21 protein-coding genes are annotated in these 23,934 nt (G+C 47.4%); 7 read left to right on the forward strand and 14 right to left on the reverse strand.

All coding sequences use genetic code 11. The annotated features are described in order from the left end of the window. Nucleotides 1-2 precede the first annotated feature (2 nt). The 8 genes from mnmG to rpmH form a co-directional block, all read right to left on the reverse strand. Nucleotides 3-1,892, reverse strand: a complete 1,890-nt coding sequence (gene mnmG / locus Q365_RS0116805) for a tRNA uridine-5-carboxymethylaminomethyl(34) synthesis enzyme MnmG (RefSeq protein WP_028024437.1) — start codon at nucleotides 1,890-1,892, stop codon at nucleotides 3-5. Between the two features lie 417 nt (nucleotides 1,893-2,309). Continuing rightward, nucleotides 2,310-2,756: an FMN-binding protein MioC gene (gene mioC / locus Q365_RS0116810; protein WP_028024438.1), complete on the reverse strand. Its 447-nt coding sequence runs from the start codon at nucleotides 2,754-2,756 to the stop codon at nucleotides 2,310-2,312. Between the two features lie 67 nt (nucleotides 2,757-2,823). Continuing rightward, entirely contained in the window at nucleotides 2,824-3,951 is a 1,128-nt protein-coding gene (locus tag Q365_RS0116815; RefSeq protein ID WP_245621571.1) for a GGDEF domain-containing protein, read from the reverse strand. Nucleotides 3,952-4,050: 99 nt separating this feature from the next. Further along, on the reverse strand, nucleotides 4,051-5,415 hold the full coding sequence (gene mnmE, locus Q365_RS0116820; protein ID WP_028024440.1) for a tRNA uridine-5-carboxymethylaminomethyl(34) synthesis GTPase MnmE: 1,365 nt from the start codon (nucleotides 5,413-5,415) through the stop codon (nucleotides 4,051-4,053). 117 nt (nucleotides 5,416-5,532) lie between these two features. After that, nucleotides 5,533-7,152 carry a membrane protein insertase YidC gene (gene yidC, locus Q365_RS0116825; protein WP_028024441.1) on the reverse strand — a complete coding sequence of 540 codons (1,620 nt, stop codon included), beginning with the start codon at nucleotides 7,150-7,152 and terminating at the stop codon, nucleotides 5,533-5,535. Nucleotides 7,153-7,154: 2 nt separating this feature from the next. Beyond that, nucleotides 7,155-7,415, reverse strand: coding sequence for a membrane protein insertion efficiency factor YidD (gene yidD, locus Q365_RS26520; RefSeq protein ID WP_081796284.1), 261 nt, complete (start codon nucleotides 7,413-7,415; stop codon nucleotides 7,155-7,157). Continuing rightward, on the reverse strand, nucleotides 7,379-7,738 hold the full coding sequence (gene rnpA, locus Q365_RS0116830; protein ID WP_028024442.1) for a ribonuclease P protein component: 360 nt from the start codon (nucleotides 7,736-7,738) through the stop codon (nucleotides 7,379-7,381). Before rnpA ends, yidD begins: the two co-directional genes overlap by 37 nt. Nucleotides 7,739-7,751: 13 nt before the next feature. After that, nucleotides 7,752-7,886, reverse strand: a complete 135-nt coding sequence (gene rpmH, locus Q365_RS0116835) for a 50S ribosomal protein L34 (protein ID WP_002540783.1) — start codon at nucleotides 7,884-7,886, stop codon at nucleotides 7,752-7,754. Nucleotides 7,887-8,430: 544 nt separating this feature from the next. Here rpmH and dnaA point away from each other — a divergent pair. Genes dnaA through gyrB form a run of 4 tightly spaced genes read left to right on the forward strand, consistent with a single transcriptional unit; the run spans nucleotide 8,431 to nucleotide 14,442 of the window. Then, entirely contained in the window at nucleotides 8,431-9,819 is a 1,389-nt protein-coding gene (dnaA, locus tag Q365_RS0116840) for a chromosomal replication initiator protein DnaA (RefSeq protein WP_028024443.1), read from the forward strand. Nucleotide 9,820: 1 nt separating this feature from the next. Next, nucleotides 9,821-10,921 (forward strand): DNA polymerase III subunit beta, encoded by a 1,101-nt coding sequence (gene dnaN, locus Q365_RS0116845; protein WP_028024444.1) that lies wholly within the window; start codon nucleotides 9,821-9,823, stop codon nucleotides 10,919-10,921. Nucleotide 10,922: 1 nt separating this feature from the next. After that, the gene (gene recF / locus Q365_RS0116850; RefSeq protein WP_028024445.1) at nucleotides 10,923-12,005 is read left to right on the forward strand and encodes a DNA replication/repair protein RecF; all 1,083 of its coding nucleotides are present in this window, start codon (nucleotides 10,923-10,925) and stop codon (nucleotides 12,003-12,005) included. Nucleotides 12,006-12,024: 19 nt separating this feature from the next. Continuing rightward, on the forward strand, nucleotides 12,025-14,442 hold the full coding sequence (gene gyrB, locus Q365_RS0116855; protein WP_028024446.1) for a DNA topoisomerase (ATP-hydrolyzing) subunit B: 2,418 nt from the start codon (nucleotides 12,025-12,027) through the stop codon (nucleotides 14,440-14,442). 982 nt (nucleotides 14,443-15,424) lie between these two features. Here gyrB and Q365_RS0116865 read toward each other — a convergent pair. The 4 genes from Q365_RS0116865 to Q365_RS26755 all read right to left on the reverse strand — a co-directional run bounded on the left by Q365_RS0116865 (nucleotide 15,425) and on the right by Q365_RS26755 (nucleotide 20,172). Then, nucleotides 15,425-16,675, reverse strand: a complete 1,251-nt coding sequence (locus Q365_RS0116865; RefSeq protein ID WP_028024447.1) for a valine--pyruvate transaminase — start codon at nucleotides 16,673-16,675, stop codon at nucleotides 15,425-15,427. A gap of 250 nt (nucleotides 16,676-16,925) precedes the next feature. Continuing rightward, complete coding sequence (gene glyS / locus Q365_RS0116870; RefSeq protein ID WP_028024448.1) at nucleotides 16,926-19,007, reverse strand: glycine--tRNA ligase subunit beta; 2,082 nt, start codon at nucleotides 19,005-19,007, stop codon at nucleotides 16,926-16,928. A 1-nt stretch (nucleotide 19,008) separates the two neighbouring features. Then, entirely contained in the window at nucleotides 19,009-19,926 is a 918-nt protein-coding gene (gene glyQ / locus Q365_RS0116875) for a glycine--tRNA ligase subunit alpha (RefSeq protein WP_028024449.1), read from the reverse strand. Nucleotides 19,927-19,971: 45 nt separating this feature from the next. Further along, nucleotides 19,972-20,172 carry a hypothetical protein gene (locus tag Q365_RS26755; RefSeq protein WP_155859023.1) on the reverse strand — a complete coding sequence of 67 codons (201 nt, stop codon included), beginning with the start codon at nucleotides 20,170-20,172 and terminating at the stop codon, nucleotides 19,972-19,974. Between the two features lie 118 nt (nucleotides 20,173-20,290). Between Q365_RS26755 and Q365_RS0116880 the strand changes: the two genes are divergently transcribed. After that, complete coding sequence (locus Q365_RS0116880) at nucleotides 20,291-20,848, forward strand: TMEM165/GDT1 family protein (RefSeq protein ID WP_028024450.1); 558 nt, start codon at nucleotides 20,291-20,293, stop codon at nucleotides 20,846-20,848. Between the two features lie 98 nt (nucleotides 20,849-20,946). Continuing rightward, nucleotides 20,947-21,210 carry a hypothetical protein gene (locus Q365_RS0116885; RefSeq protein ID WP_028024451.1) on the forward strand — a complete coding sequence of 88 codons (264 nt, stop codon included), beginning with the start codon at nucleotides 20,947-20,949 and terminating at the stop codon, nucleotides 21,208-21,210. Nucleotides 21,211-21,263: 53 nt separating this feature from the next. On the opposite strand, the gene tusA is transcribed toward Q365_RS0116885, so the two are convergent. Then, nucleotides 21,264-21,509, reverse strand: coding sequence for a sulfurtransferase TusA (gene tusA, locus Q365_RS0116890; protein WP_028024452.1), 246 nt, complete (start codon nucleotides 21,507-21,509; stop codon nucleotides 21,264-21,266). A 377-nt stretch (nucleotides 21,510-21,886) separates the two neighbouring features. Between tusA and Q365_RS0116895 the strand changes: the two genes are divergently transcribed. Then, nucleotides 21,887-22,828, forward strand: coding sequence for a LysR family transcriptional regulator (locus Q365_RS0116895; protein ID WP_028024453.1), 942 nt, complete (start codon nucleotides 21,887-21,889; stop codon nucleotides 22,826-22,828). Nucleotides 22,829-22,883: 55 nt separating this feature from the next. On the opposite strand, the gene acuI is transcribed toward Q365_RS0116895, so the two are convergent. After that, nucleotides 22,884-23,864: an acrylyl-CoA reductase (NADPH) gene (gene acuI / locus Q365_RS0116900; protein ID WP_028024454.1), complete on the reverse strand. Its 981-nt coding sequence runs from the start codon at nucleotides 23,862-23,864 to the stop codon at nucleotides 22,884-22,886. Nucleotides 23,865-23,934: the final 70 nt, after the last annotated feature.

Below are 23,934 nucleotides of genomic sequence, written 5' to 3' on the forward strand. Positions count from 1 at the left end.
AATCAGGCTCCCTTCTTGAGCATGCCTTGTTTTTTCAGGTGGACCAGCAAGATAGAAATTGCCGCCGGTGTAATACCTGAAATACGTGACGCCTTGCCGACTGTTTCAGGACGAGCGTCCTGCAGTTTCGCGACCACTTCGTTAGACAACCCTTTGATTTGTTTATAATCTAATTCAATAGGGAGAGAGGTGTTCTCATGACGAACAGACTTTTCAATCTCGTCTTTTTGACGATTGATATAGCCTTCGTACTTAATTTGCGTTTCCACTTGCTCACGCGCTTGCTGGTCATCATGTGCTGGACCAAATACTGGGTTTAACACCAGTTGGTCATACGTCACTTCCGGACGACGCAAGAGCTCTTCGCCATTCGCTTCACGAGCCAACGGCGCTTTAAGAATCTGGTTAAGGGCTTGCGCATGCTCAGACGTTGGATGGATCCACGTACCACGAAGACGTTGAGCTTCCTGTTCCATGTTTTCCAATTTCTGATTGAAACGCGCCCAACGCTCATCATCGACCAAGCCAAGTTGACGGCCAGTTTCGGTTAAGCGCAGGTCAGCGTTGTCTTCACGCAATAGCAGGCGATATTCCGCACGAGAAGTGAACATGCGGTAAGGTTCTTTGGTTCCCATGGTCGACAAATCGTCAATCAATACACCCATGTACGCCTGATCACGGCGTGGGCACCAACCTTCCTTGTCCTGAGCAAACAACGCGGCATTGGCACCAGCAAGCAAGCCTTGCGCTGCCGCTTCTTCATAGCCTGTAGTGCCATTAATTTGGCCAGCAAAGAACAAGCCTTTGATAAATTTGGTTTCGAACGTTTGTTTGAGATCGCGTGGATCGAAGAAATCGTACTCGATCGCATAACCTGGACGGATCACACGCGCGTTTTCAAATCCCTTGATCGAATGGATGATCCCCATTTGCACATCAAAAGGCAGGCTGGTGGAGATCCCATTAGGGTATAACTCGTGTGTAGTTAAACCTTCAGGCTCTACAAAGATCTGATGTTTATCTTTGTCCGCAAAGCGCATTACCTTGTCTTCAATCGACGGGCAATAACGTGGGCCTATCCCTTCAATGACACCTGAATACATAGGGCTGCGATCCAAGTTATTACGAATCACATCATGCGTTTTTTCATTGGTGTAGGTGATATAGCAAGGCACCTGACGCGGATGATCAGCCGCATTTCCCATATAGGAAAATACAGGTCTAGGTGTATCGCCATGCTGTGTTTCCATCACACTAAAATCGACAGTACGCGCGTCGATACGAGGCGGAGTACCTGTTTTTAAGCGATCAACACGGAAAGGCAATTCACGGAGACGATCCGCCAACGCGATAGACGGTGGATCGCCCGCTCTGCCGCCGGAGTAATTCTCTAAACCAATATGGATTTTTCCGCCAAGGAAGGTTCCTACGGTCAGAACCACTGATTTTGCACGAAACTTAAGGCCCATTTCTGTGACAACACCGGTGACTTGATCTTGATCCACGATCAAATCAATCACAGCTTGTTGAAATAACATCAGATTGGGTTGGTTTTCCAAGGTCTCACGCACTGCAGCCTTGTACAAAGCACGGTCAGCCTGAGCACGTGTTGCACGAACCGCTGGGCCCTTGGATGCATTGAGTGTTCTAAATTGGATCCCACCTTTGTCGATTGCACGTGCCATTAGGCCACCAAGTGCGTCGACTTCTTTCACCAGATGTCCTTTTCCGATCCCGCCAATGGCTGGGTTGCATGACATTTGCCCCAATGTATCGATGTTATGCGTCAGCAGAAGGGTTTGTTGACCCATACGTGCAGCAGCCAATGCGGCTTCCGTACCTGCATGACCACCACCAACAACGATGACATCAAAGTTATCCTGGTAAAACATGGTGTGACCTCAAAAAGGAATGGTTGATTGGGGTATTTCAAAAAAGAGGATCATTCTACCGCTTTTCAAGAAAAGTGAGAACCAAAAGTGTGATCTTTGATCGAGTGGGAAGCTCTTAAATATATATAAAGATCTTTATATAGATCTTTGTATTGATCATTATTAAGGAAGCCGATCTCTGTGGATAACTGATAAATGATCAACATGATCATTCAGTTAAGGAGGATCGTTAACTGTGCGTGAGCTTGGATCAAGCGCTGTACTAGCTGGGATCAAAATGGCTAGTTATTCACAGGGGGGAGAGGGGAGGAAAGTTATTATTGGGATAACTATAGGTTGATCACCGTTTAGATCTATAGTTATCCACAAAGCGAATGTCACAAAATGGAATAAAATTTACTCTTCTCGCAGATGATTTTATTCACAGATCTGGTTTTTGTTCTGGGATAACCATGTTTCAGCGGGTTCTTCAGGCAGTGGATGGGAGAGAATATCGATTTCCAGTCGCTCAATAATTCGTTCAGCACCGAGCTCTTTTAGTTGTGAATCAGCATTTCGTCCCGCACCACAGAAAGTGTCATAACTAGAGTCCCCAATTCCAATAACAGCATATTTTAATCCAGAGAGATCGGGCTTTTGGAGGTTTAAGGCATCCATCAAACTTTGTAGGTTATCAGGGTAGTCCCCAGCGCCATGTGTAGAGGTGATTAGTAACAGGCGCTTACATCCAGTTACATCGGAAAGTTCAGCTTCATTAATGACCTTGACGGTGACGCCCTGTTGTTCAAGCAAATCGGCTAAATGATCGCCCACATATTCGGTGCCACCGAGCGTACTTCCTGTGATCAGGGTAATTTCACTCATATACAATTCTCAAAACCAGTGTAGATACGGGCTCTTAGTATTGAAGTGAGCGGTTAGGCAAGTCAAGTTAGCTTGGTTGACAGAACTCGTCTCTATAGAGGGTATGGTTGCCTTGAGGGGATAGCGTTTGTATTTTGTTTTTACCACGCTTCTTAGCATGACTAACCGCGACCAGAGCGGTATCTATCAATTGATAGCCTGCTAAACAACTTTCATTTGACGTAGAAACACCAAAACTTGCTGTGCGCTTTATCGCCGTATTGTCGAGCAGAACGACGCTGCGGCTTATCGCAGTTTTAAGTTGTTCTGCAGTATGCAGAGCTTCATTAGCGGTCGTATTTCGCAGCAGTACTACAAAAGTATCTGCGTGCATTCTTCCCAATATCGCTGTTTTAGGCAGGTTTTCTTGTAGCAGTGTCGCGATATGGATCAGTACCTGATCCCCAGTGGTTCTCCCATGCATCTCATTGATTTGGCGAAAACCATCGACATTTAGAGCGATGACTGACAGCGCATTTTTTTTTCTTTGTACGCGAAAAAATGCATCATCTGCCTGTTTATAAAGGTTTTGGCTATTGGCGGTTTCAGTAAGGAGATCCTCATGAACCAGTTTGCGAGAAGATTCATCAATTTTATGCAAATCAATAAGATAGAAATCAGTTAGTGCCACTGAAGCCATGACGAGTACCAAAATGACACACAGGTAGGCAGCACGTGCATCTGCATCAGTCATCGATAGGATAGGATCGGTTGAAGGCACGGTTTTGGCTAAGAACAGTAAAATAATGGCGATTAGCGATAAACCGTAACGTGGAAGCCGGTCGCTCGGATCGAACACCAAAACAACGGCAGTTGGTACCACCAGCAATAACAGCTCTGTTTCAAAGTTGTCCGAAAGAACAAAAAGAGGAAGCGTAAATTGCTGAAGGAAAAAGACAATGAATACCCAATACTTGGCGAGTCTTAGCATTCCCTCACGCGTGAGCACAAAGGTAATGAAGTAGAGAAAAGCATATAAGCCATTGAGTAAGGCCGATATTTCATTACCAAATGCAAAAGCAAACAGGGCAGAAAACAGCAGTGTACCACCCGCACACAAACCCGCTAATAGGTTAACCATGCGCAAGTGATGGACTTGAAGTTTATCGCAACGTGCTATCCCCAGATTGAGGATAGGGTTTAAGGTATTGATCATCTAGTGGCTTGATTAAAGGATGGCTAGCCATAAGTGTAGCAAATGAAAAATGAAGCGTGATGGCATAAAAAAAGCTGCCGATTGGCAGCTTTAGGGACTTTATTTTCCGATACAAAATGAGCTAAATATCCGCCCTAATAGGTCGTCTGAGCTAAATTCGCCAGTGATCTCACTGAGGTATTGCTGCGCGATACGCAACTCTTCCGCGAGAATTTCACCCGCCATATAGCCTTCGAGTTGGTCTTTTCCGATGTCAAGATGGCGCGACGCAGCATCAAGAGCTTCTAAGTGACGACGACGGGCCATAAAGCCACCCTCTGTTGCGCCAGAGAAGCCCATACAAGCTTTTAGATGTTCACGAAGTGCATCTACGCCAGCACCTGATTTAGCACTGAGACGAATTAACGTAGGCTGACTTGCGTGACAAATTCCCAGCGATTCTTCGGTGACGTCAGCTTTATTGCGTATCACCGTCATTCCCATATTCGGCGGCAGTCGGTCAATAAATTCAGGCCAAATTTCTTCTGGTGATGTGGCATCTGTGGTCGTGCCATCTACCATGAACAACACGCGATCAGCTTGGGCTATTTCATCCCACGCGCGCTCAATACCAATGCGTTCTACTTCGTCAGACGCGTCGCGAAGGCCGGCAGTATCGATGATATGTAGCGGCATGCCGTCGATATGTATATGTTCACGAAGCACATCACGGGTCGTACCCGCAATGTCGGTGACAATCGCGCTTTCTTTGCCTGAAAGCGCATTCAACAGGCTAGATTTGCCCGCATTTGGGCGGCCTGCAATGACGACTTTCATCCCTTCACGAATAATAGCGCCCTGATTGGCTTCTTTGCGGACGCCACTGAGTGTATTAATGATGCCATCCAGATCGTTGGCGACCTTTCCGTCAGAAAGAAAATCAATTTCTTCATCAGGGAAGTCAATGGCTGCTTCAACATAGATGCGCAGGTGGATGAGTGCTTCCACCAAAGAATTTACTTTGGTGGAGAAAGCACCTTGTAAGCTTTGAAGCGCACTTTTTGCAGCCTGTTCTGAACTGGCATCGATTAAATCCGCAATGGCCTCAGCTTGCGCAAGGTCGAGTTTGTCATTCAAAAAGGCACGTTCTGAGAATTCGCCAGGGCGTGCGGTGCGAACGCCTTCAATCTCGACGATACGCTTGATCAACATGTCCATGATGACTGGGCCACCATGGCCTTGAAGTTCTAGCACATCCTCGCCAGTAAAAGAGTTTGGCGATTGAAAGTAGAGTGCAATGCCCTGATCCAGCGCGTTGCCTTCGACATCTTTAAATGGAAGGTATTCGGCGCGACGAACAGGAAGCTCACGTCCAGTGACAGCAATGGCCACTTCTTTTGCTTTAGGTCCGGATACGCGAATGATACCTACGCCGCCGCGTCCTGGTGGGGTTGCCTGCGCAACAATAGTGTCTGAATGAGTCATGAAGCTAAACCTGCTGCGGAAAATGTTGCTTAGTGTATACCAATTATACGAATTGGCAGTGTCGCATGCATAAAGAAGAAAGGCGGCCATTGGCCGCCTTAGTCACTGTTAGAGCGATTACTTGCGGGTATGGAGACCTTTTTTCTCCAATGCGCGGTAAATCAGCGTCTGTTGAATCAGTGTCACGATGTTCGATACCAACCAGTACAGTACCAGACCTGCTGGGAACCACAGGAAGAACACGGTAAACATCACAGGCATGAAGTTCATGATCTTCTGCTGCATTGGGTCGGTGACAGTGCTCGGGCTCATCTTCTGGATAAGGAACATAGATGCACCCATCAGAAGTGGCAGCACGTAGTATGGATCCGGCGCTGACAAATCTTGAATCCAAAGCATGAACGGCGCATGGCGCAGCTCAACCGATTCCATCAATGCCCAGTAAAGTGCAATGAAGATTGGCATTTGAAGGATAAGAGGAAGACAGCCACCCAGCGGGTTCACTTTCTCTTTCTTATATAGCTCCATCATTTCTTGGCTCATGCGCTGGCGGTCATCACCAATGCGTTCACGCATTTCAGCCAGCTTTGGCTGCAGCATGCGCATTTTCGCCATCGAGGTGTACTGCGCTTTAGTTAGCGGGTACATCACACCACGAACGATGAAGGTAAGGATGATGATTGCCACACCCCAGTTGCCAACGAAGCCATGGATGGTAGCCAGTAGCCAGTGCAGTGGGCTTGCAATAAACCATAACCAACCGTAGTCCACGGTCAGATTTAGGTTAAGTGCGGTTGCTTCCATTTGGTCTTGAAGTTTCGGACCGACCCACAACGTTGCATCCATGGTGGCAGAGGTGCCAGCCGCAACAGTCATGGTTGGGTAACGAACACCAATGAAGCCTTGGCCATTGCTAGTGCGCGTGTACAGATTCGCTTCGCCTTCAGCGTGTGGGATCCACGCAGCAACAAAGTAGTGCTGCATCATGGCTGCCCAGCCGTCTTTTGCGATAGTCAGGTTAAGGTTCTTATCCTGCATATCATCGAAGCTGTATTTTTTGTATTTGGTGTCATCAGCAGAATACGCGCCACCTGTGTATGTCGGCATCGTTAGGCTGCCACCGTCATCCATCAAGTTTTGTTTTAGCTGTGCATACATTTGAACCGTGGCTGCTTTTCCGCTTTGGTTGTCGACGGTGTAGTCAACATCAACGGCATAGTCACCACGTTTTAAGATGAATGTCTTGGTGTAAGTAATGCCATCTTTCACTAGCGTCATCGGTACACGAAGTTCTTCTTGACCGTCAGCCAGAGAAAACTCAGAACCGTTTACCGAAAACTCTGCGCGGCCATCAACTGTGTCGACGCCATCAGGGCCAATCAAACCACTTTGTGCAACGAAAACATGATTTGGTTGATTTTTCAGTATAACGAACTTGTTTTCCGAGTCGAATTCCGCGTCGTACTTGTTCAATTCGGCATGAACAACGTCACCGCCTTGTGTATCAACGGTCAGAGTCAGCACGTCACTGTGGATAGTGATCAGCTTATTAGAGACGGAATCCTGCGTCAGAGGCTGAGACGCATCTGATCCGGCAGGTACATCACCACTGTGTTGTGCTTGCTGTGTTACGCCTTGACCCTGTGGTTGAGGGTTGGTTGCTTCATTCCAGTTGAGGTACAACATGAATGAAACAAACGTAAGGGCAATCAACAGAATATTACGTTGAGAATCCATTGCTAATTGTCTCGATTATTAGGATGACGCGGGGGCACAGGATCGTACCCACCATGATTAAGAGGATGGCATTTTAATAAACGTTTGCTCGCTAACCAACACCCTTTTGCAACACCGTGATGGGTGACCGCTTCTATGGCATATTGGGAGCATGTCGGTGTGAACCGACAGCGAGGCCCTAGCAGAGGGCTAATGAGGAGTTGGTACCCGCGAAATAGCCCTACGACTATTTTTTTCGCGGTGGTTGAGATAAACGTTGCCATAACTTATCGAGCAGCACTCTCAGTTCTTCGTTACTGAGCTCGTTAGCACTTTTCTTTGCGATCACAACAAAATCCTTCGCTGGCAGCGAGTGCTGACGCAGACGAAAACTTTCACGAACGAGTCGCTTAAAGCGATTACGGTCGACAGCAAGTTTGATTTGTTTTTTTGGCACAGCCTGACCTAAACGTGGACAGTCAAGAGTGTTTTTGCGGGCAAGTATAGTTAAGTGTGGAGAGCCAGCGCGATGAGGTTGCTGGAAGACAGAGTTGAAATGTTCGGGAGTTAACAGACGTAACTCCCGAGAAAAAGCTAGCTTATTCACAAATCACTTAGGATTATTTTGAAAGCTTGCTACGGCCTTTCGCACGGCGAGCGGCGATAACCTTACGACCGTTCTTAGTTGCCATGCGCGCACGGAAACCGTGAGTGCGCTTACGCTTTAGAACTGAAGGTTGAAAAGTGCGTTTCATGGTTTCTACCTTAAATTACTGATCAGTTTTTAGGTTTGTTAACCCGACGTGGGACTAAAGTCCGACGCCTCTCAACAAAGAGGGCGGATTGTAATCATTGACTGACTTATAGTCAATGTTAAAACCACGAATGGTTTTATACCTCCCTCAGGGCGCGCAATTATACGTGGTCAAATGCCAATCGCAAGGATCCTTTACCGATCTTATCCACTTTATTATGTGCGTTAGCTGTGTGCTTTATAAGGGTAGTAGGGGGATAACGCATGCATAACTTATTTTTTATGATCAAAATGAGCAGTGATCAAGCCGCTATACACTTGGGTTTGATGCCAAAGACCAAGGATCGGATCATCACAAATTTATATTATTTTCGATTAATTCTGTGAGTAAGTAGGGGAGATACTGTGCTGATCGGCCAGTTAAATGTGCGATCTGTGTGTATAACTTCGATCTTATTCACTGCAAAAGAGATCTTCACGCTAGCGATCCTTGTCGTAGAAGTATAAAATTGCTTCCCTTTTCTTTATCAAGTGTGGAGTCAGACGTGTCATCTTCGCTTTGGTTGCAGTGCCTTCAGCGCCTTCAGGAAGATCTTCCTGCAACAGAATTCAGCATGTGGGTTCGACCGCTTCAGGCGGAGTTAAATGACAATACTTTGACTTTGTTCGCGCCTAACCGTTTCGTTTTGGATTGGGTTCGCGATAAATACCTGAATAGTATTAATCAGTTATTGAACGAATTTTGTGGTAATGATTTGCCGATGTTGCGCTTTGAAGTAGGCAGTAAACCTGTTGCTGCTGTTGCGCCGCCAAGTCAACCCGTTGCTCCCGCGCCTGCAGCTCCAGTGGCAAAGCCGAGTGTGGGTCGTACTTGGGAACCTGCACCATCACCTGTTCAATCTGATGTTAATCACAGATCAAATGTTAACCCTAAGCATAAGTTCACGAACTTTGTAGAGGGTAAATCGAACCAACTCGCGCTCGCCGCTGCTCGTCAAGTGGCAGATAATCCTGGCGCTGCGTACAACCCGCTATTTCTTTATGGTGGTACTGGTCTCGGTAAAACACACTTGCTTCATGCCGTGGGCAATGCCATTAGCGATCGTAAAGTCGATGCGCGAGTGGTCTACATGCACTCTGAACGTTTTGTTCAAGACATGGTAAAAGCGCTTCAGAATAACCAGATTGAAGAATTTAAGCGCTACTACCGCAGCGTTGACGCATTGCTGATCGATGACATCCAATTCTTCGCGAACAAAGAGCGCTCTCAAGAAGAGTTCTTCCACACCTTTAATGCGCTGTTGGAAGGTAATCAGCAAATCATTTTGACCTCTGATCGCTATCCAAAAGAGATCAGTGGGGTAGAAGACAGATTGAAGTCTCGCTTTGGTTGGGGCTTAACGGTCGCTATTGAGCCACCAGAGCTTGAAACTCGCGTCGCGATTTTGATGAAGAAGGCGGAAGGACATAATATTCGCCTGCCTGATGAAGTGGCATTTTTCATCGCAAAACGCCTACGTTCAAATGTTCGAGAACTAGAGGGGGCGCTTAACCGAGTGATAGCGAATGCTAACTTCACCGGCCGAGCGATTACCATCGATTTCGTTCGTGAAGCTTTGCGTGACTTGTTAGCGTTACAAGAAAAACTCGTGACTATCGATAATATTCAGAAGACTGTCGCTGAGTACTATAAAATTAAGATGGCTGACTTGTTGTCTAAACGACGCAGTCGCTCTGTCGCGCGTCCTCGCCAAGTGGCGATGGCTCTGTCAAAAGAGCTCACCAACCACAGTCTTCCAGAAATTGGCGACGCATTTGGTGGTCGAGATCATACTACGGTACTTCATGCGTGCCGAAAGATTGAACAGCTGCGCGAAGAAAGCCACGATATAAAAGAAGATTATTCCAACTTGATCCGGACTCTGTCGTCTTAATATGAAATTTACTCTTACACGTGACCAATTTTTGAAGCCCCTGCAGCAGGTATCTGGTGCATTAGGGGGACGACCAACGCTGCCGATCCTCGGTAACATTCTTTTGAAGGTTCAGTCCGGTCAGCTGTCGATGACCTGTACCGATCTTGAAGTCGAACTGATTGCATCTATTGCGTTAGATGTGGAATCAGAAGACGGCGCGGTTACCGTACCTTCTCGCAAGTTCCTCGATATTTGTCGTGGCTTGCCTGATAGCGCACCGATCAGCTTCTCTGCAGAAGGTGATCGCGCGGTTATTCGTTCGGGTCGTAGTCGCTTCACGCTGTCCACTTTGCCGGCTGACGATTTTCCAAACATTGAAGATTGGCAAAGCACGGTCGAGTTCACCTTGGCTCAAGGTAAGCTACGCGCTTTGATTGAGAGCACTGCGTTCTCGATGGCAAACCAAGACGTGCGTTATTTCTTGAACGGCATGTTGCTTGAAACTGACGATACAACACTTCGTAGTGTCGCGACTGATGGCCACCGCATGGCGGTGGGCACGACAGCGCTAGAAACGAGTTTGGATAATCAGCAAGTCATTGTGCCACGTAAAGGCGTGACTGAGTTGATGCGTTTGCTTGATCAACCAGAAGCGCCAGTGACCATTCAAATTGGTAGTGCGAATATTCGCGCGCAAGTTAACCAGTTTATCTTTACCTCAAAACTGGTTGATGGCCGTTTCCCTGATTATCGTCGTGTGATGCCGCAATCGACTAACAAGACGATGGAAGCAGGCTGTGATGAATTGCGCCAAGCTTTGTCTCGTGCCGCAATCCTATCAAACGAGAAATTTCGTGGCGTGCGCCTGAACGTTAGCAACGGTCAATTGCGTATTTCGGCTCATAACCCAGAGCAGGAAGAAGCGGAAGAGTTTGTTGATGTCGACTATCAAGGTGACGATCTCGAGATCGGTTTCAACGTCAGTTACGTGCTCGACGTGCTTAATACCTTGAAGTGTGACCAAGTCCGTTTTTCAATGTCGGATGGTACCGCAAGTACGCTTGTTGAAGACTGTAACAGCGACGATGCCATGTATGTGGTGATGCCGATCCGTCTTTAATATGGCGCTAACCAGATTATCCATTCATGATCTGAGAAATATCGAAGCCTGTGACCTTAGCCCGTCATCAGGCTTCAATTTTCTTGTCGGCGCTAATGGCAGCGGTAAAACCAGCGTGCTAGAGGCGGTGTACTATCTCGGTCATGGACGTTCGTTTCGCAGTCAGCTAACAGGGCGCGTGATTCGACATCAACAAGATAGATTGGTGGTTCATGGTCGCGTGAGCACGCCAGATACCGACAGAGTGCTGCCGATAGGTCTTCAAAAAAATCGCGACGGCTCAGCCGACGTGAAAATTGGTGAAGAGAAAGGGCAAAAGCTCGTGCAATTGGCGGAAGTCTTGCCGATGCAGCTTATTACCCCTGAAGGGTTTGAGTTGCTAACAGGTGGACCTAAGTTTCGCCGCGCTTTTATAGATTGGGGTGTGTTTCATGTGGAACCTCAATTTTACCCGATATGGTCTCGTGTTAAGCGCCTTACCAAGCAACGAAATGCGCTGTTGAAGACAGCCAGAAGCTATCGAGAATTAAGTTATTGGGATGCTGAATTAGCCCCGTTAGCCAATCAAATCGATGCATGGCGACGTGAATATATTGCCAAGCTGGCTGAACGCGCATCAACGCTGTGTCAGGCATTTTTGCCTGAATATGAGATTAAACTCGGCTATTCACGTGGCTGGGAAAAAGACACGGATTATGCGGAGTTGTTGAAGGATAACTTTCTTCGCGATCAACAACTCGGTTATACCGTCAGTGGCCCACACAAATCGGATTTGCGTCTGCGTATTAACAATACGCCGGTGGAAGATGTTTTGTCTCGTGGTCAACTTAAACTGATGGTGTGTGCGCTGCGTTTAGCGCAGGGCCAACAGCTTACTGAAGACAAAGGTAAGCAATGTATCTATCTGATAGATGATTTTGCGTCTGAGCTGGATAGCCAGCGTCGGGCGCTCTTGGCTGAGCAGTTAAAAGCCACCGGTGCGCAAGTATTTGTAAGTGCCATTAGTGCCGATCAGGTCGCTGAAATGTCCGACGAAAATAGTAAGATGTTTCATGTGGAACACGGTAAAATAGCCGCAGAATAAATTAAGCGAGAGTAACTCAATGTCCAACAATTACGATTCATCGAGTATCAAGGTACTCAAGGGTCTGGATGCAGTACGAAAGCGTCCGGGGATGTATATCGGTGATACTGACGACGGTACCGGTTTGCACCACATGGTCTTTGAGGTCGTCGATAACTCTATCGATGAAGCTCTCGCTGGTCACTGTAACGACATCGTGGTAACGATTCACGAAGACGGCTCAGTTTCAGTAAAAGATGATGGTCGTGGTATCCCAGTTGATATCCACGAAGAAGAAGGCGTATCAGCCGCTGAAGTTATCATGACGGTACTTCACGCCGGTGGTAAGTTTGATGATAACTCGTACAAAGTATCGGGTGGTCTTCACGGCGTTGGTGTTTCCGTAGTAAATGCTCTGTCTGAGAAGCTTGAACTGACGATTTGGCGTCACGGTCAAATCCACCAACAAGTCTATGTACACGGTGTGCCTGAAGCGCCACTTGCGCCAATTGGCGACACAGACGAAACGGGAACTCGCATCCGTTTCTGGCCGAGTGACCAAACTTTTACTGATCTTCTGTTCCATTATGACATTCTGGCCAAGCGCCTACGTGAATTGTCTTTCCTTAACTCTGGCGTATCAATTCGTTTGATTGATGAGCGTGAAGAAGACAAACACGATCACTTTACTTACGAAGGCGGTATTCGCGCATTCGTAGAGCACTTGAACCGCAACAAAACCCCAATCCACCCATCAGTGTTCCATTTCGAACACGAGCGTGAAGATGGTGTGACGGTTGAAGTGTCAATGCAGTGGAACGACGGTTTCCAAGAGAACATCTACTGCTTTACGAACAACATTCCTCAGCGCGATGGTGGTACTCACCTAGCGGGTTTCCGTGCAGCATTGACGCGTACGCTCAATAGCTACATGGAAAAAGAAGGCTACTCGAAGAAAGCTAACGCCGCGACATCTGGTGATGATGCGCGTGAAGGCTTGACGGCTGTTGTGTCGGTAAAAGTGCCTGATCCAAAATTCTCAAGCCAGACCAAAGACAAGTTGGTTTCATCTGAAGTGAAATCGGCCGTTGAGTCGGCAATGAACGAGAAGTTGGGTGAGTTCCTGATTGAAAGTCCTCAAGACGCGAAGATCGTTTGTACCAAGATTATCGACGCTGCCCGTGCACGTGAAGCGGCACGTAAAGCCCGTGAAATGACTCGTCGCAAAGGCGCGCTAGATTTGGGTGGTTTGCCAGGCAAGTTGGCTGACTGCCAAGAGAAAGACCCTGCACTGTCTGAACTATACATAGTGGAAGGGGACTCTGCTGGCGGTTCAGCCAAGCAGGGTCGTAACCGTAAAAACCAAGCTATCTTGCCGCTGAAAGGTAAGATCTTGAACGTAGAGAAAGCACGCTTCGACAAGATGCTGTCTTCGCAAGAAGTCACCACCCTGATCACTGCGATGGGTTGTGGTATCGGCCGAGACGAATACAACCCGGACAAACTGCGCTACCACAGCATCATCATCATGACCGATGCCGACGTCGATGGTTCGCACATCCGTACGCTACTGTTGACCTTCTTCTATCGTCAAATGCCTGAGCTTATTGAGCGCGGTTACATCTACATCGCTCAGCCACCTCTTTACAAAGTGAAGAAGGGTAAGCAAGAGCAATACATCAAAGATGATGAAGCAATGGAGCAATACCAAGTTGCACTGGCGCTAGAGAACGCATCTTTGTTTGTTAACCAAGATGCTCCTGCACTTAGCGGTATGGCACTGGAAGATCTCATCAAGCAGTACAATGGCGTGATGAAGCTGATTTCTCGTATGGCGCGTCGTTACCCGTCTGCGCTATTGAATGAGCTGGTATACCAACCACGTCTTGCTGTTGATGCACTTCAAGATGAATCAAACGTACAAGCTTGGATTGATAACATTGTTGCGGTTCTTAATAAGAACTCATCAGGTGAAAGCCAATACAGCTCAATCATCAAGTTTGATGAAGAGCATAGTGCGTACCAGCCTGAACTGATTGTTCGTACTCACGGTGTCGACCATGAATACCTCATCAGCTACGATCTGTTGAATTCTAAAGAGTATGGTCGTATTGCCGACCTTTCTGAAGCACTTGATGGTTTGCTAGATGATACTGCATACATTCAACGTGGTGAGCGTAAACAACCTGTTAAGAGCTTTGCAGATGCATTGGCTTGGTTGATTAAAGAATCCAACCGTGGCCTTTCTCGCCAGCGCTATAAAGGTCTTGGTGAGATGAACCCAGATCAGCTTTGGGAAACAACGATGGATCCAGAGTCACGTCGTATGCTACGTGTAACCATTCAAGATGCTGTGGCTGCGGATGAACTCTTCACCACTTTGATGGGTGACCATGTAGAACCACGTCGTGCGTTCATCGAAGACAACGCACTGAAAGTGGCAAACCTGGACGTCTAGTTAGTCGTTTTACAGTGTTCGCTGCTTAAAATTTGTGTATCAAACGCCGCATTAGCGGCGTTTTTTTCACGTAGCGTCACGTGATGTGATAACTAATTGAAAAATATAATTTAAATTGTGAAATAACACCGATCCCCACCAACTATCAGACTAAACTGGCCTTAGTTCAGCAATAGTGCTTCATCTCAGTTCACCCAACATCGATCTATACACTTTGCTACCTATTCCAATTAAACACCATAATTCCCGTCTTACTGAAATGTTCTCATCAAGAGTATCGCTCTGAAGTCATTCCCATAATCTAGCTTATCAAGTCAGAAACGACTTACTCAGCGCCTTTAGAATTCTTGCTTTGAAAAAAACTGTCCGTTATCAGGTTGAGTTCGTCCTACGTTAATACGTGGGCCGGTCGATTTATTTCCTCGGCAGGCTTCTTGGTGGCTTGCCAAAGGGGAATAGCTATTTCTTTGCGAAGTGCTTTGACAAGCGTTTCGATTTTGTCGATATGCGCCACTCGGGTAATACGTAATGCTTGTTAGTCAAAAACCGCTGATAAGGGTGGGTAGCTGAACGTCTGAATATTAAGGTATTGGAGGTATTGGAGGTATTGGTTAATGCGTATTTTATTTGGACAGGCATTTCGATGAATGATGTTTCACGTGGAACGTTCGCGAAAGGGGACCTTGAAATTGCCAATCGTGTACTGCATTTCCCCTTTGTTTGTTCCTTTCAAATGAACGATTTCTCAGAATACACGACAGGCATTTAGCTCGTGATGGGATTCAGCTATTGGTTTCTATCGCCTTTGGTGGTGTGATGAATTTGCCAGTCGATCTAATGTGCTGGTGGTTTGCTTGATAATGAAGATATGGGGTTGGGGATTTTGAGTAGTTGAGCCTACAAAATTGCAGGCTCAACTATTCCAATATTTCATCGCCCAAGGGAAAGAAGGCGTGAAGTATTCATTGTTTCACGTGAAACACTAACCTTCTAGGTATGCTTTTTTCACTTCTTCGGCGAGTATTTTAATTCCTCTTTGGATCTTCTCATCATCTTGCACATAGTTCATGCGCAAGCACTGGCGGGTATGTTCCCACTCATTGTCAGAGCCAATGAAGAAATACTCCCCAGGGACAATCAACAAACCTCTGGCCTTCAAACGTTGGTACAGCTCTTTGGTAGTGATTGGCAATTCATCAAACCACAACCAGAGGAAAATAGCGCCCTCTGGCTTATGAATTTTAAAACGGGGATCTGGAATGGCATCTTGCAACAGCGCCACACTCCGTTGGGCCTTGTTCTGGTAGAAAGGCTTAATGACAGATTCACTTAAGTGCAGTAAGTCACCGTTGTTCAGCATTTCATTTGCAATGGCTGGTCCAACGCCACAAGGGGACAGACTGACAATACCGTTGATGTTGGTGAGGGCTGAAATCGTTTCTTCTGCCGCGACAATGATGCCGCAGCGAACCCCTGGCAAACCCAACTTCGAAAGGCTAGAACACAGGATAGTATTCTCATTCCAAAACGGCTTTACGTCTTCGAAGATAATGTTTGGAAATGGCACACCATAAGCGTTATCGATGATGAGCGGGATATCGTGTTTACGCGCAAGTATATCAAGCTGAGCGATCTCGTCATCGGTAAGTACATTGCCGGTAGGGTTTGTTGGTCGAGATGCACAGATGGCGCTGACTGACTCATCAACCTCAAGTGTTGAAAAATCGACGTGATATTTGAACTGTCGATTATCCAAGTATTCTATGGTCGGTTTGAAGCTGGTGAACATATCAGGCGATAAGCCAGAGTCCGCATAGCCAATATATTCAGGTGTTAATGGCAGCAGGATTTTCTTAAAGCTGCCGTCATCGTAGTGACCACCAAAGAGATTAAACAAATAGAAGAACGCGCATTGGCTGCCGTTGGTCAGCATGATGTTTTTGCTTGTTATCGGCCATCCGTAGGTGTCACTTAGCATTGCTGCGAGTGATTCAATCAATGCAGTTTTTCCCTGTGGGCCATCATAGTTTGATAGCGCGGCGACGAGTGATCCATCGTCTAGCATCTGACGGCTGAGCTCGGTGAAGTGGTTTGTCATTTCAGGAATGGCGGCAGGGTTGCCACCCCCTAGCATAATGGCGTCTGGGTTGCGTAGGCCATCATTCAAATCATCCATCAACTGGGTGATGCCAGAGTGTTGAGAAAACTTCGTCCCAAATTTAGAAAACTGCATACGTGCGAGACCTTAATCCTTTATTCATTCTGTGTCGCGATGCGTCAAACATACCCTAATCATTGTTCAAATTGAACGCGGATTTAGTGCTTTTTGATAGAAGCTTAGAATTCAGAAACTAATGAGAACACTGGGTTATCTTTTAGTTCGAGGGCAATGCCAAGCATGATGTTTCACGTGGAACATGTGGGCGGGGAGAGGGCAAAAAAAAGCCCCGCAATAAAGCGAGGCTTTCCGTTCGTTGGTGAGCTTACTTCTGAAGCAGAGAAATATCTGCAACGTTCATAAACTGACTACGAAGGGTGTTCAGCAATGCTAGACGGTTCGCCTTCAGTGCTTCATCTTCTGCCATAACCATGACGTTATCGAAGAAGCTATCAACTGGTTCACGAAGCTCTGCAAGTTGCGTCAGTGCGGTTTGGTAATCACCCGCGGCAAACAACGGCGCTAGGCTATCAACCAAAGACGTCACTTTGTCCGCCAGTGCTTTCTCTGCATCTTCAACCAGAAGGTTGGCATCGATCGCATCTGGTAGCTGACCTTCGAATTTCGCAAGGATGTTACCCACACGCTTGTTCGCGGCGGCCAGTGATTCGGCTGCGTCGAGTGAGCGGAAATGGGTGACCGCTTTAACACGTTGATCAAAATCAGCTGGCTGAGTCGGACGACGAGCTAGAACCGCTTGGATAACGTCTACGCTATGGCCTTCGTCTTGATACCAAGCACGGAAGCGACCCAACATGAATTCGATAACATCGCTTTCTACGTTGTCGTTAGTTAGGCGGCTAGCACCATCTTCTTGCGCGAATAGCGATTTCGCTTTGGCAACAAGATCAGCCAAATCCAAGTCATAACCGTATTCAACGATGATACGAAGCACACCCAAAGATGCACGACGAAGCGCGAACGGATCAGAACCTTTTGGTGCTTGGCCAATACCGAAAATACCGACGATAGTATCAAGCTTGTCGGCCATCGACAGCGCTGAAGAAACACCGTTGCTTGGCAAATCATCGCCAGCAAAACGTGGCATGTATTGCTCGTTAAGCGCAACAGCCACTTCTTCTGATTCGCCATCGTGACGTGCATAGTGCATGCCCATCACGCCTTGGGTCTCGGTGAACTCAAAGACCATTGAGGTCATTAGATCACACTTGGCAAGAAGGCCTGCACGTTTAGCTTTCTCAACATCCGTACCAATCTTGTCAGCAATGTAGCCAGCAAGCTCGGTAATGCGGTCTGTTTTGTCTTTGATTGTGCCTAGTTGTTTTTGGAAAATTGCGGTTTCCAATTGCGGCAAACGATCAATCAAAGGGCGCTTACGGTCGGTATTGAAGAAGAACTCCGCATCCGCGAGGCGAGGGCGAACTACTTTCTCGTTACCTTCGATAACGTGGCGAGGTTCTTTTGATTCGATATTAGAGACGAAGATGAAGTTCGGCAGCAGTTGCTTGTCTTCACTGTAAACAGGGAAGTACTTCTGGTCACCTTTCATGGTGTAAACCAAAGCTTCTGATGGGACTTTCAAAAACTCTTCTTCGAATGTTGCTGTTAATACAACAGGCCATTCAACCAAAGACGTCACTTCTTCAACCAAGTCATCTTCTAGATCAGCAATACCGCCAACCAGCTCTGCTGCCTTTTGCGCATCAGCAACGATGATAGCTTTACGTTTATCGTAATCCGCCATCACTTTGCCGCGCTCTTCCAGGATAGCTGGATATTGATCGGCATTGTCGATGGTGAACTCAGCTTCACCCATGAAGCGGTGACCACGAATAGTGCGACCAGATGCGACGCCCATGATGCTGCCTTCGATCAACTCATCAGCAAAAAGGATGGTCAGTGTCTTCACTGGACGAATGAATTGGGTGTCTTTATCACCCCAACGCATTGGCTTAGCGATCGGCAGGTTAGCCAGTGCCTTGTCTGCTAGTGCAACAACGATAGACTTGGTGTCTTGGCCTTTAACATCTTGCTTGAATAGCAGCCACTCGCCTTTGTCCGTTTTCAGACGTTCAGCTTGGTCAACGGTAATGCCGCAGCCACGTGCCCAACCTTGAGCGGCTTTGGTCGCGTTACCTTCTGCATCAAAAGCAGCAGAAACAGCAGGGCCGCGTTTCTCAACTTGCTTGTCAGCTTGTTGCTCAGCCAGCGCAGACACCTTCAATGCCAAGCGGCGAGGAGAGGCGTACCACTTCACACCTTCGTGCGTCAGTTCAGCGTCTTTCAGCTCTTGCTCAAAGTTAGCCGCAAAAGCCTCAGCCAAGGTACGAAGTTGCGTTGGTGGCAACTCTTCCGTACCGAGTTCAATCAGGAAATTCTTTGCCATCTTACTTCTCCTCATCCTTTCTACACATTGGGAAGCCAAGGGCTTCACGCGAGGCGTAATACGCTTCAGCAACTGCCTTAGTTAGGTTGCGAATGCGAAGGATGTAACGCTGACGCTCAGTCACCGAAATGGCTTTGCGTGCATCGAGAAGGTTAAAAGCGTGACCCGCTTTAAGAATGCGCTCATAAGCAGGAAGCGGTAAAGGCTTCTCTAGCTCAAGAAGGTGCTTACATTCTTTCTCGCATTGGTCAAAGTAAGTGAACAGGAAGTCTACGTCAGCGTGTTCGAAGTTGTAGGTCGACTGTTCTACTTCGTTTTGGTGGAAGATGTCGCCATAGGTTACTTTACCGAATGGGCCATCAGTCCAGATAAGATCATAGACAGAGTCTACGTCTTGAATGTACATAGCTAGGCGTTCAATACCGTAAGTGATTTCGCCGGTAACAGGCTTACACTCAAGGCCACCTACTTGTTGGAAGTAAGTAAACTGAGTCACTTCCATGCCGTTCAACCATACTTCCCAACCAAGACCCCAAGCACCCAATGTTGGGTTTTCCCAGTTGTCTTCGACGAAGCGAATGTCGTGCACTTCTGGGTCGATGCCTAATACGCGCAACGAACCTAGGTACAGTTCCTGAATATTGTCAGGAGACGGCTTCATGATGGTTTGGAACTGATAATAGTGCTGAAGACGGTTAGGGTTCTCACCATAGCGGCCATCAGTCGGACGACGTGAAGGTTGGACGTAGGCTGCTGCGATTGGCTCGGGGCCGATTGCACGCAGACAAGTCATAGGGTGAGAGGTGCCAGCACCTACCTCCATGTCGAGCGGTTGTACGATAGTACAACCTTGTTGGGCCCAATAATCCTGCAGCGCGAGGATCATGCCCTGAAAAGTTTTAACGTCGAATTTATGCATCGTCAGGTTCGCGCAGTTAATAAATGAATGGAAAATAACAGGCAATTATAACGCGCTAGCCGAGGGATAAGTAGCGCTGATGGCGGTTTTTTGTTCGTCTAGCGTGATAGGAGTGACAGAACTCGACGCGTTGAAATTGAGGTTATTGAATTTATCTCGCTTTTGGCGATAAAATGCGCCCGCTCTTGGGGAGTAGTCTCTTGCGCCAGCAAGGCCATTATCAACATATTTGAAGCTCATCTTCATGGTAATGGCGACATACGACAACGTAGGTTTGACGAGACCAATGACACATCACACGAACTTGGCGGGGCGTGAGATCTGTCATGGTTATCGATAATAAACCTCGCCTCGGAAGACAATAATGAGCGTTCTAGCAATCTCTATCACCACCGTCGCTTTGGCGGAAATCGGTGACAAAACTCAACTGTTATCCTTGTTACTGGCGAGTCGGTATCGAAAGCCTGTACCCATCATCTTAGCGATATTCTTTGCAACCTTACTCAATCATTCTCTGGCGGCTTGGCTAGGTGTGGTGGTTGCGGACTACCTCACTCCTGACATACTTCGCTGGGTGTTAATTGTGAGCTTTGCTGTGATGGCGCTGTGGATATTGGTGCCCGATAAGCTTGATGACGATGAGAGTGTTTCAAGTCGCGGACCATTTGTCGCGAGCTTCATTGCTTTCTTTATCGCAGAGATAGGGGACAAAACACAGGTTGCTACCACTGTATTGGGGGCGCAGTACAGCAACGCGTTACTCATGGTCATCTTAGGGACGACGATTGGCATGCTATTGGCCAATGTGCCCGTGGTTTTGCTAGGGAAAAAAGCGGCGAATGCGTTGCCACTGAATATCATGCGGTATGTGACGGCAGGCTTATTTGCCCTGTTGGCGATTGGTACATATTTGACGCGTTAATTTCTGATGACAGTGCGGATTGTGTGATGTTTTACGCACCTCAGCAACACGGTTCATGGTAGCTTGAAACCAGTTCGATGGTGATGAAGGAGCGTGTTATGGACAGGTTTCTCGCAATAAGTCCTAAGAGCCAATGGTGGTTATTTCATGTTGCACTGGCCTTGAATGTTCTCGGCATGTTGCTAACTGATATGTGGCTACCTATGGTGGTTGGTGCAATAGTAACCACTTACTTATCGATTGATGCGACGGTACGAGTTCGCTACATACTGCCGATGAAGAAATCAGTGCGGGAGCTCGAAAGAGAAAACGCATCGCTGAGGCGGCAGATTAATGATATGCAGCAAGCGTCGTCTTATTAGATAGCAGATATGAAAAAAGCAGCCTTGGCTGCTTTTTTATTGCGTGTAGACGGCTACAAACCCTTTCGGATCAAGAAACGATAAGGCGCAGCATTTGAATCTTGCGCAATCAGCGTGTGATCCATAAAACGGCAAAAACTTGGAATATCTCGTGTTGTCGATGGGTCATCAGCGGTCACGAGCAACGTTTCACCCTCTGACATGTTGCGGATTGTTTTTCTTACCATCATCACCGGCTCAGGACAGCGCAGACCTTCAGCGTCTAAAAGGTGATCCGGATTTCCAAATTCTGGGTTCATTTTCATCTATCACATAAAAAATATAAGCCCGATCATATTTATGAAGACCAAATAATCAAGAGGGCTTGGATTTGTAAATTAATTGTGTAGTTTATTTAACATGTTGTTAACCGCAGTGTTTGGTCGAACCAAACAAAGTGATGCAGCAGGCTAACTCACTCATCGACTACACTCACACCCAGTTTCTTGGGCTTCCCCGCTAATATGCGGGATTTTTTTTGCCTGTTATTTGAGTCGAAAATCGATATAGCACATGTAAATAAAACGTCGATACGGTGTATTTGTTAACTTGGAGTCCGAGCGAATTGTAATGACAGTTGCCGCTTCGAATCTAACGTCAAGTATACTAGCCGAACTTACCATTTGTTAGGCCAATTATGGAACTCGAAGACATCTATCGCCGCGATCTAAATCTATTGATTGCCTTGCGCGTATTGCTGGAAGAGGGAAGTGTCAGTAAGGCTGCTATTCGCCTTAACTTGAGTCAGTCTGCCATGAGCCGTGTTCTTGGTCGATTGAGAATCCTAACCGATGATCCTCTGTTTACTCGCCATGGTCAGCAGCTAATTCCAACTCAGAAAGCGCTTGAGCTCAATCAATCCCTAACGGCACCGTTGGATGCGTTGCGAACGGTATTGTCTCCCGAAGAGTTTGACCCCGCCAAATGCACTCAAAAGTTTAAAATCGCGACCACTGATTATGCAATGCAGACGATTTTGCCATTTGCATTACCTCGTATCTACGAAGAAGCGCCTGGGCTATCACTGGAGTTCGCGCCACTCCAGCACGATCAGTTGATGCGCCAGCTAACGAGCGAGGGCTGCGATCTGGCGATTTGTCGGCCAACAGGACAAGTCGATTCCTTGCAGTCTGATATCTTGGGGTTGGTGAGTGTGCTTTGTTTGGTGGGTAAGAATCATCCCTTGGCGGACAAAACGCTCACGTTGGATGATTACTTGGCGTATCCCCATGCGGTCATTGCCATCAGTGATGGTGTTAAAGCTCTTATCGATGGTGCGCTGCGTGGCTATTCTGCGCCTAAGCTTGCCCTTCGTGCCTATCATCTTGAAGCGGCAATTGCGATGTTGGACAGTTTGCCGTTGATTATCACAGTGCCGGCCGATCTCGCGTATCTGGTGGGTGAAAAGTATGACTTAATCAGCAAGCCATTGCCGTTTGCGTTTAAGCCTTTTGACTACTCGTTGATTTGGCACCCGAGAACCGACCATTCCGCGGCGCAAATTTGGCTTCGAAATTTGATCAAAGAAGAGTGCGGGAAGTTGATTTCAGGTCGTATCAAGGACATGGGGCTAGTCTGAAAAGACAATAAAAAACGGAGCACTAGGCTCCGTTTTTTGCGAATTGGCGGCTGTGTTAAAGCTTGATCAGCACTCGGCCTTTAATTTGACCGTTAGTGATTGCTTCCGCCGCGCCTGCAACTTCTTCCAAACTAATTTCAGAACAACCATGTTCGAAGTAGCTAGCGGGTAGGATCTCAGAGATACGTTTCCATGCTTGCTGACGACGCTCGAACGGTGCGTAAACAGAATCAACACCCAGCAGCTTCACGCCGCGCAGAATGAAAGGCATTACGGTGGTTGGTAAGTCAAAACCACCGGCTAGACCACAAGCTGCCACTGCGCCGTCGTAATCGGTTTGTGCCAATACGCGTGCAAGCATTTTGCTACCAACGGTATCAACAGCGCCCGCCCAAAGTTGTTTCTCTAGTGGGCGACCTGCGTCATCAAACTCGCTACGCTCTACAATGCGTGATGCGCCCAGTGCTTTCAGCCATTCACCGTTTTCGCTTGCACGACCAGTAACGGCAACCACTTGGTAACCCAACTTCGCCAACAGCGTCACGGCGACTGAACCAACACCACCACTTGCACCAGTGACAAGGATTTCACCTTTCTCTGGTGTAATGCCTGCATCTTGAAGTGCTTGCACACATAGCATTGCTGTTAGGCCTGCGGTGCCAATTTTCATCGCTTGGTCGCCAGAAAGAGCTTCTGGCAGTGGAACGAGCCAATCCGCTTTCAGACGCGCTTTTTGTGCCATGCCACCCCAATGACCTTCACCCACGCCCCAGCCTGTCAGTACAACCTTCTGGCCTGTTGTGTAACGTGAGTCTGTTGATTCAACAACGGTGCCTGCAAGGTCGATACCTGGAACCATTGGGAAATCACGAACGATGCGGCCTTTGCCGGTGATCGCGAGGCCATCTTTGTAATTCAATGATGAGTAATCAACGTCGATCAATACGTCGCCTTCAGGCAATTGGCTGATTTCCAATTCTTGAATGCTTGAAGTGGTGATTTTGTCTGCTTGATCGAGCACTAGAGCTTTGAACATGGCGCGTCCTCCGGAAAGGGGAAGAAAAATAGATGTTTATCAATATGTGTACAGTGTAGAACTAAACGGG

Source organism: Enterovibrio calviensis DSM 14347 (genome assembly GCF_000621165.1).
Taxonomy (GTDB): domain Bacteria; phylum Pseudomonadota; class Gammaproteobacteria; order Enterobacterales; family Vibrionaceae; genus Enterovibrio; species Enterovibrio calviensis.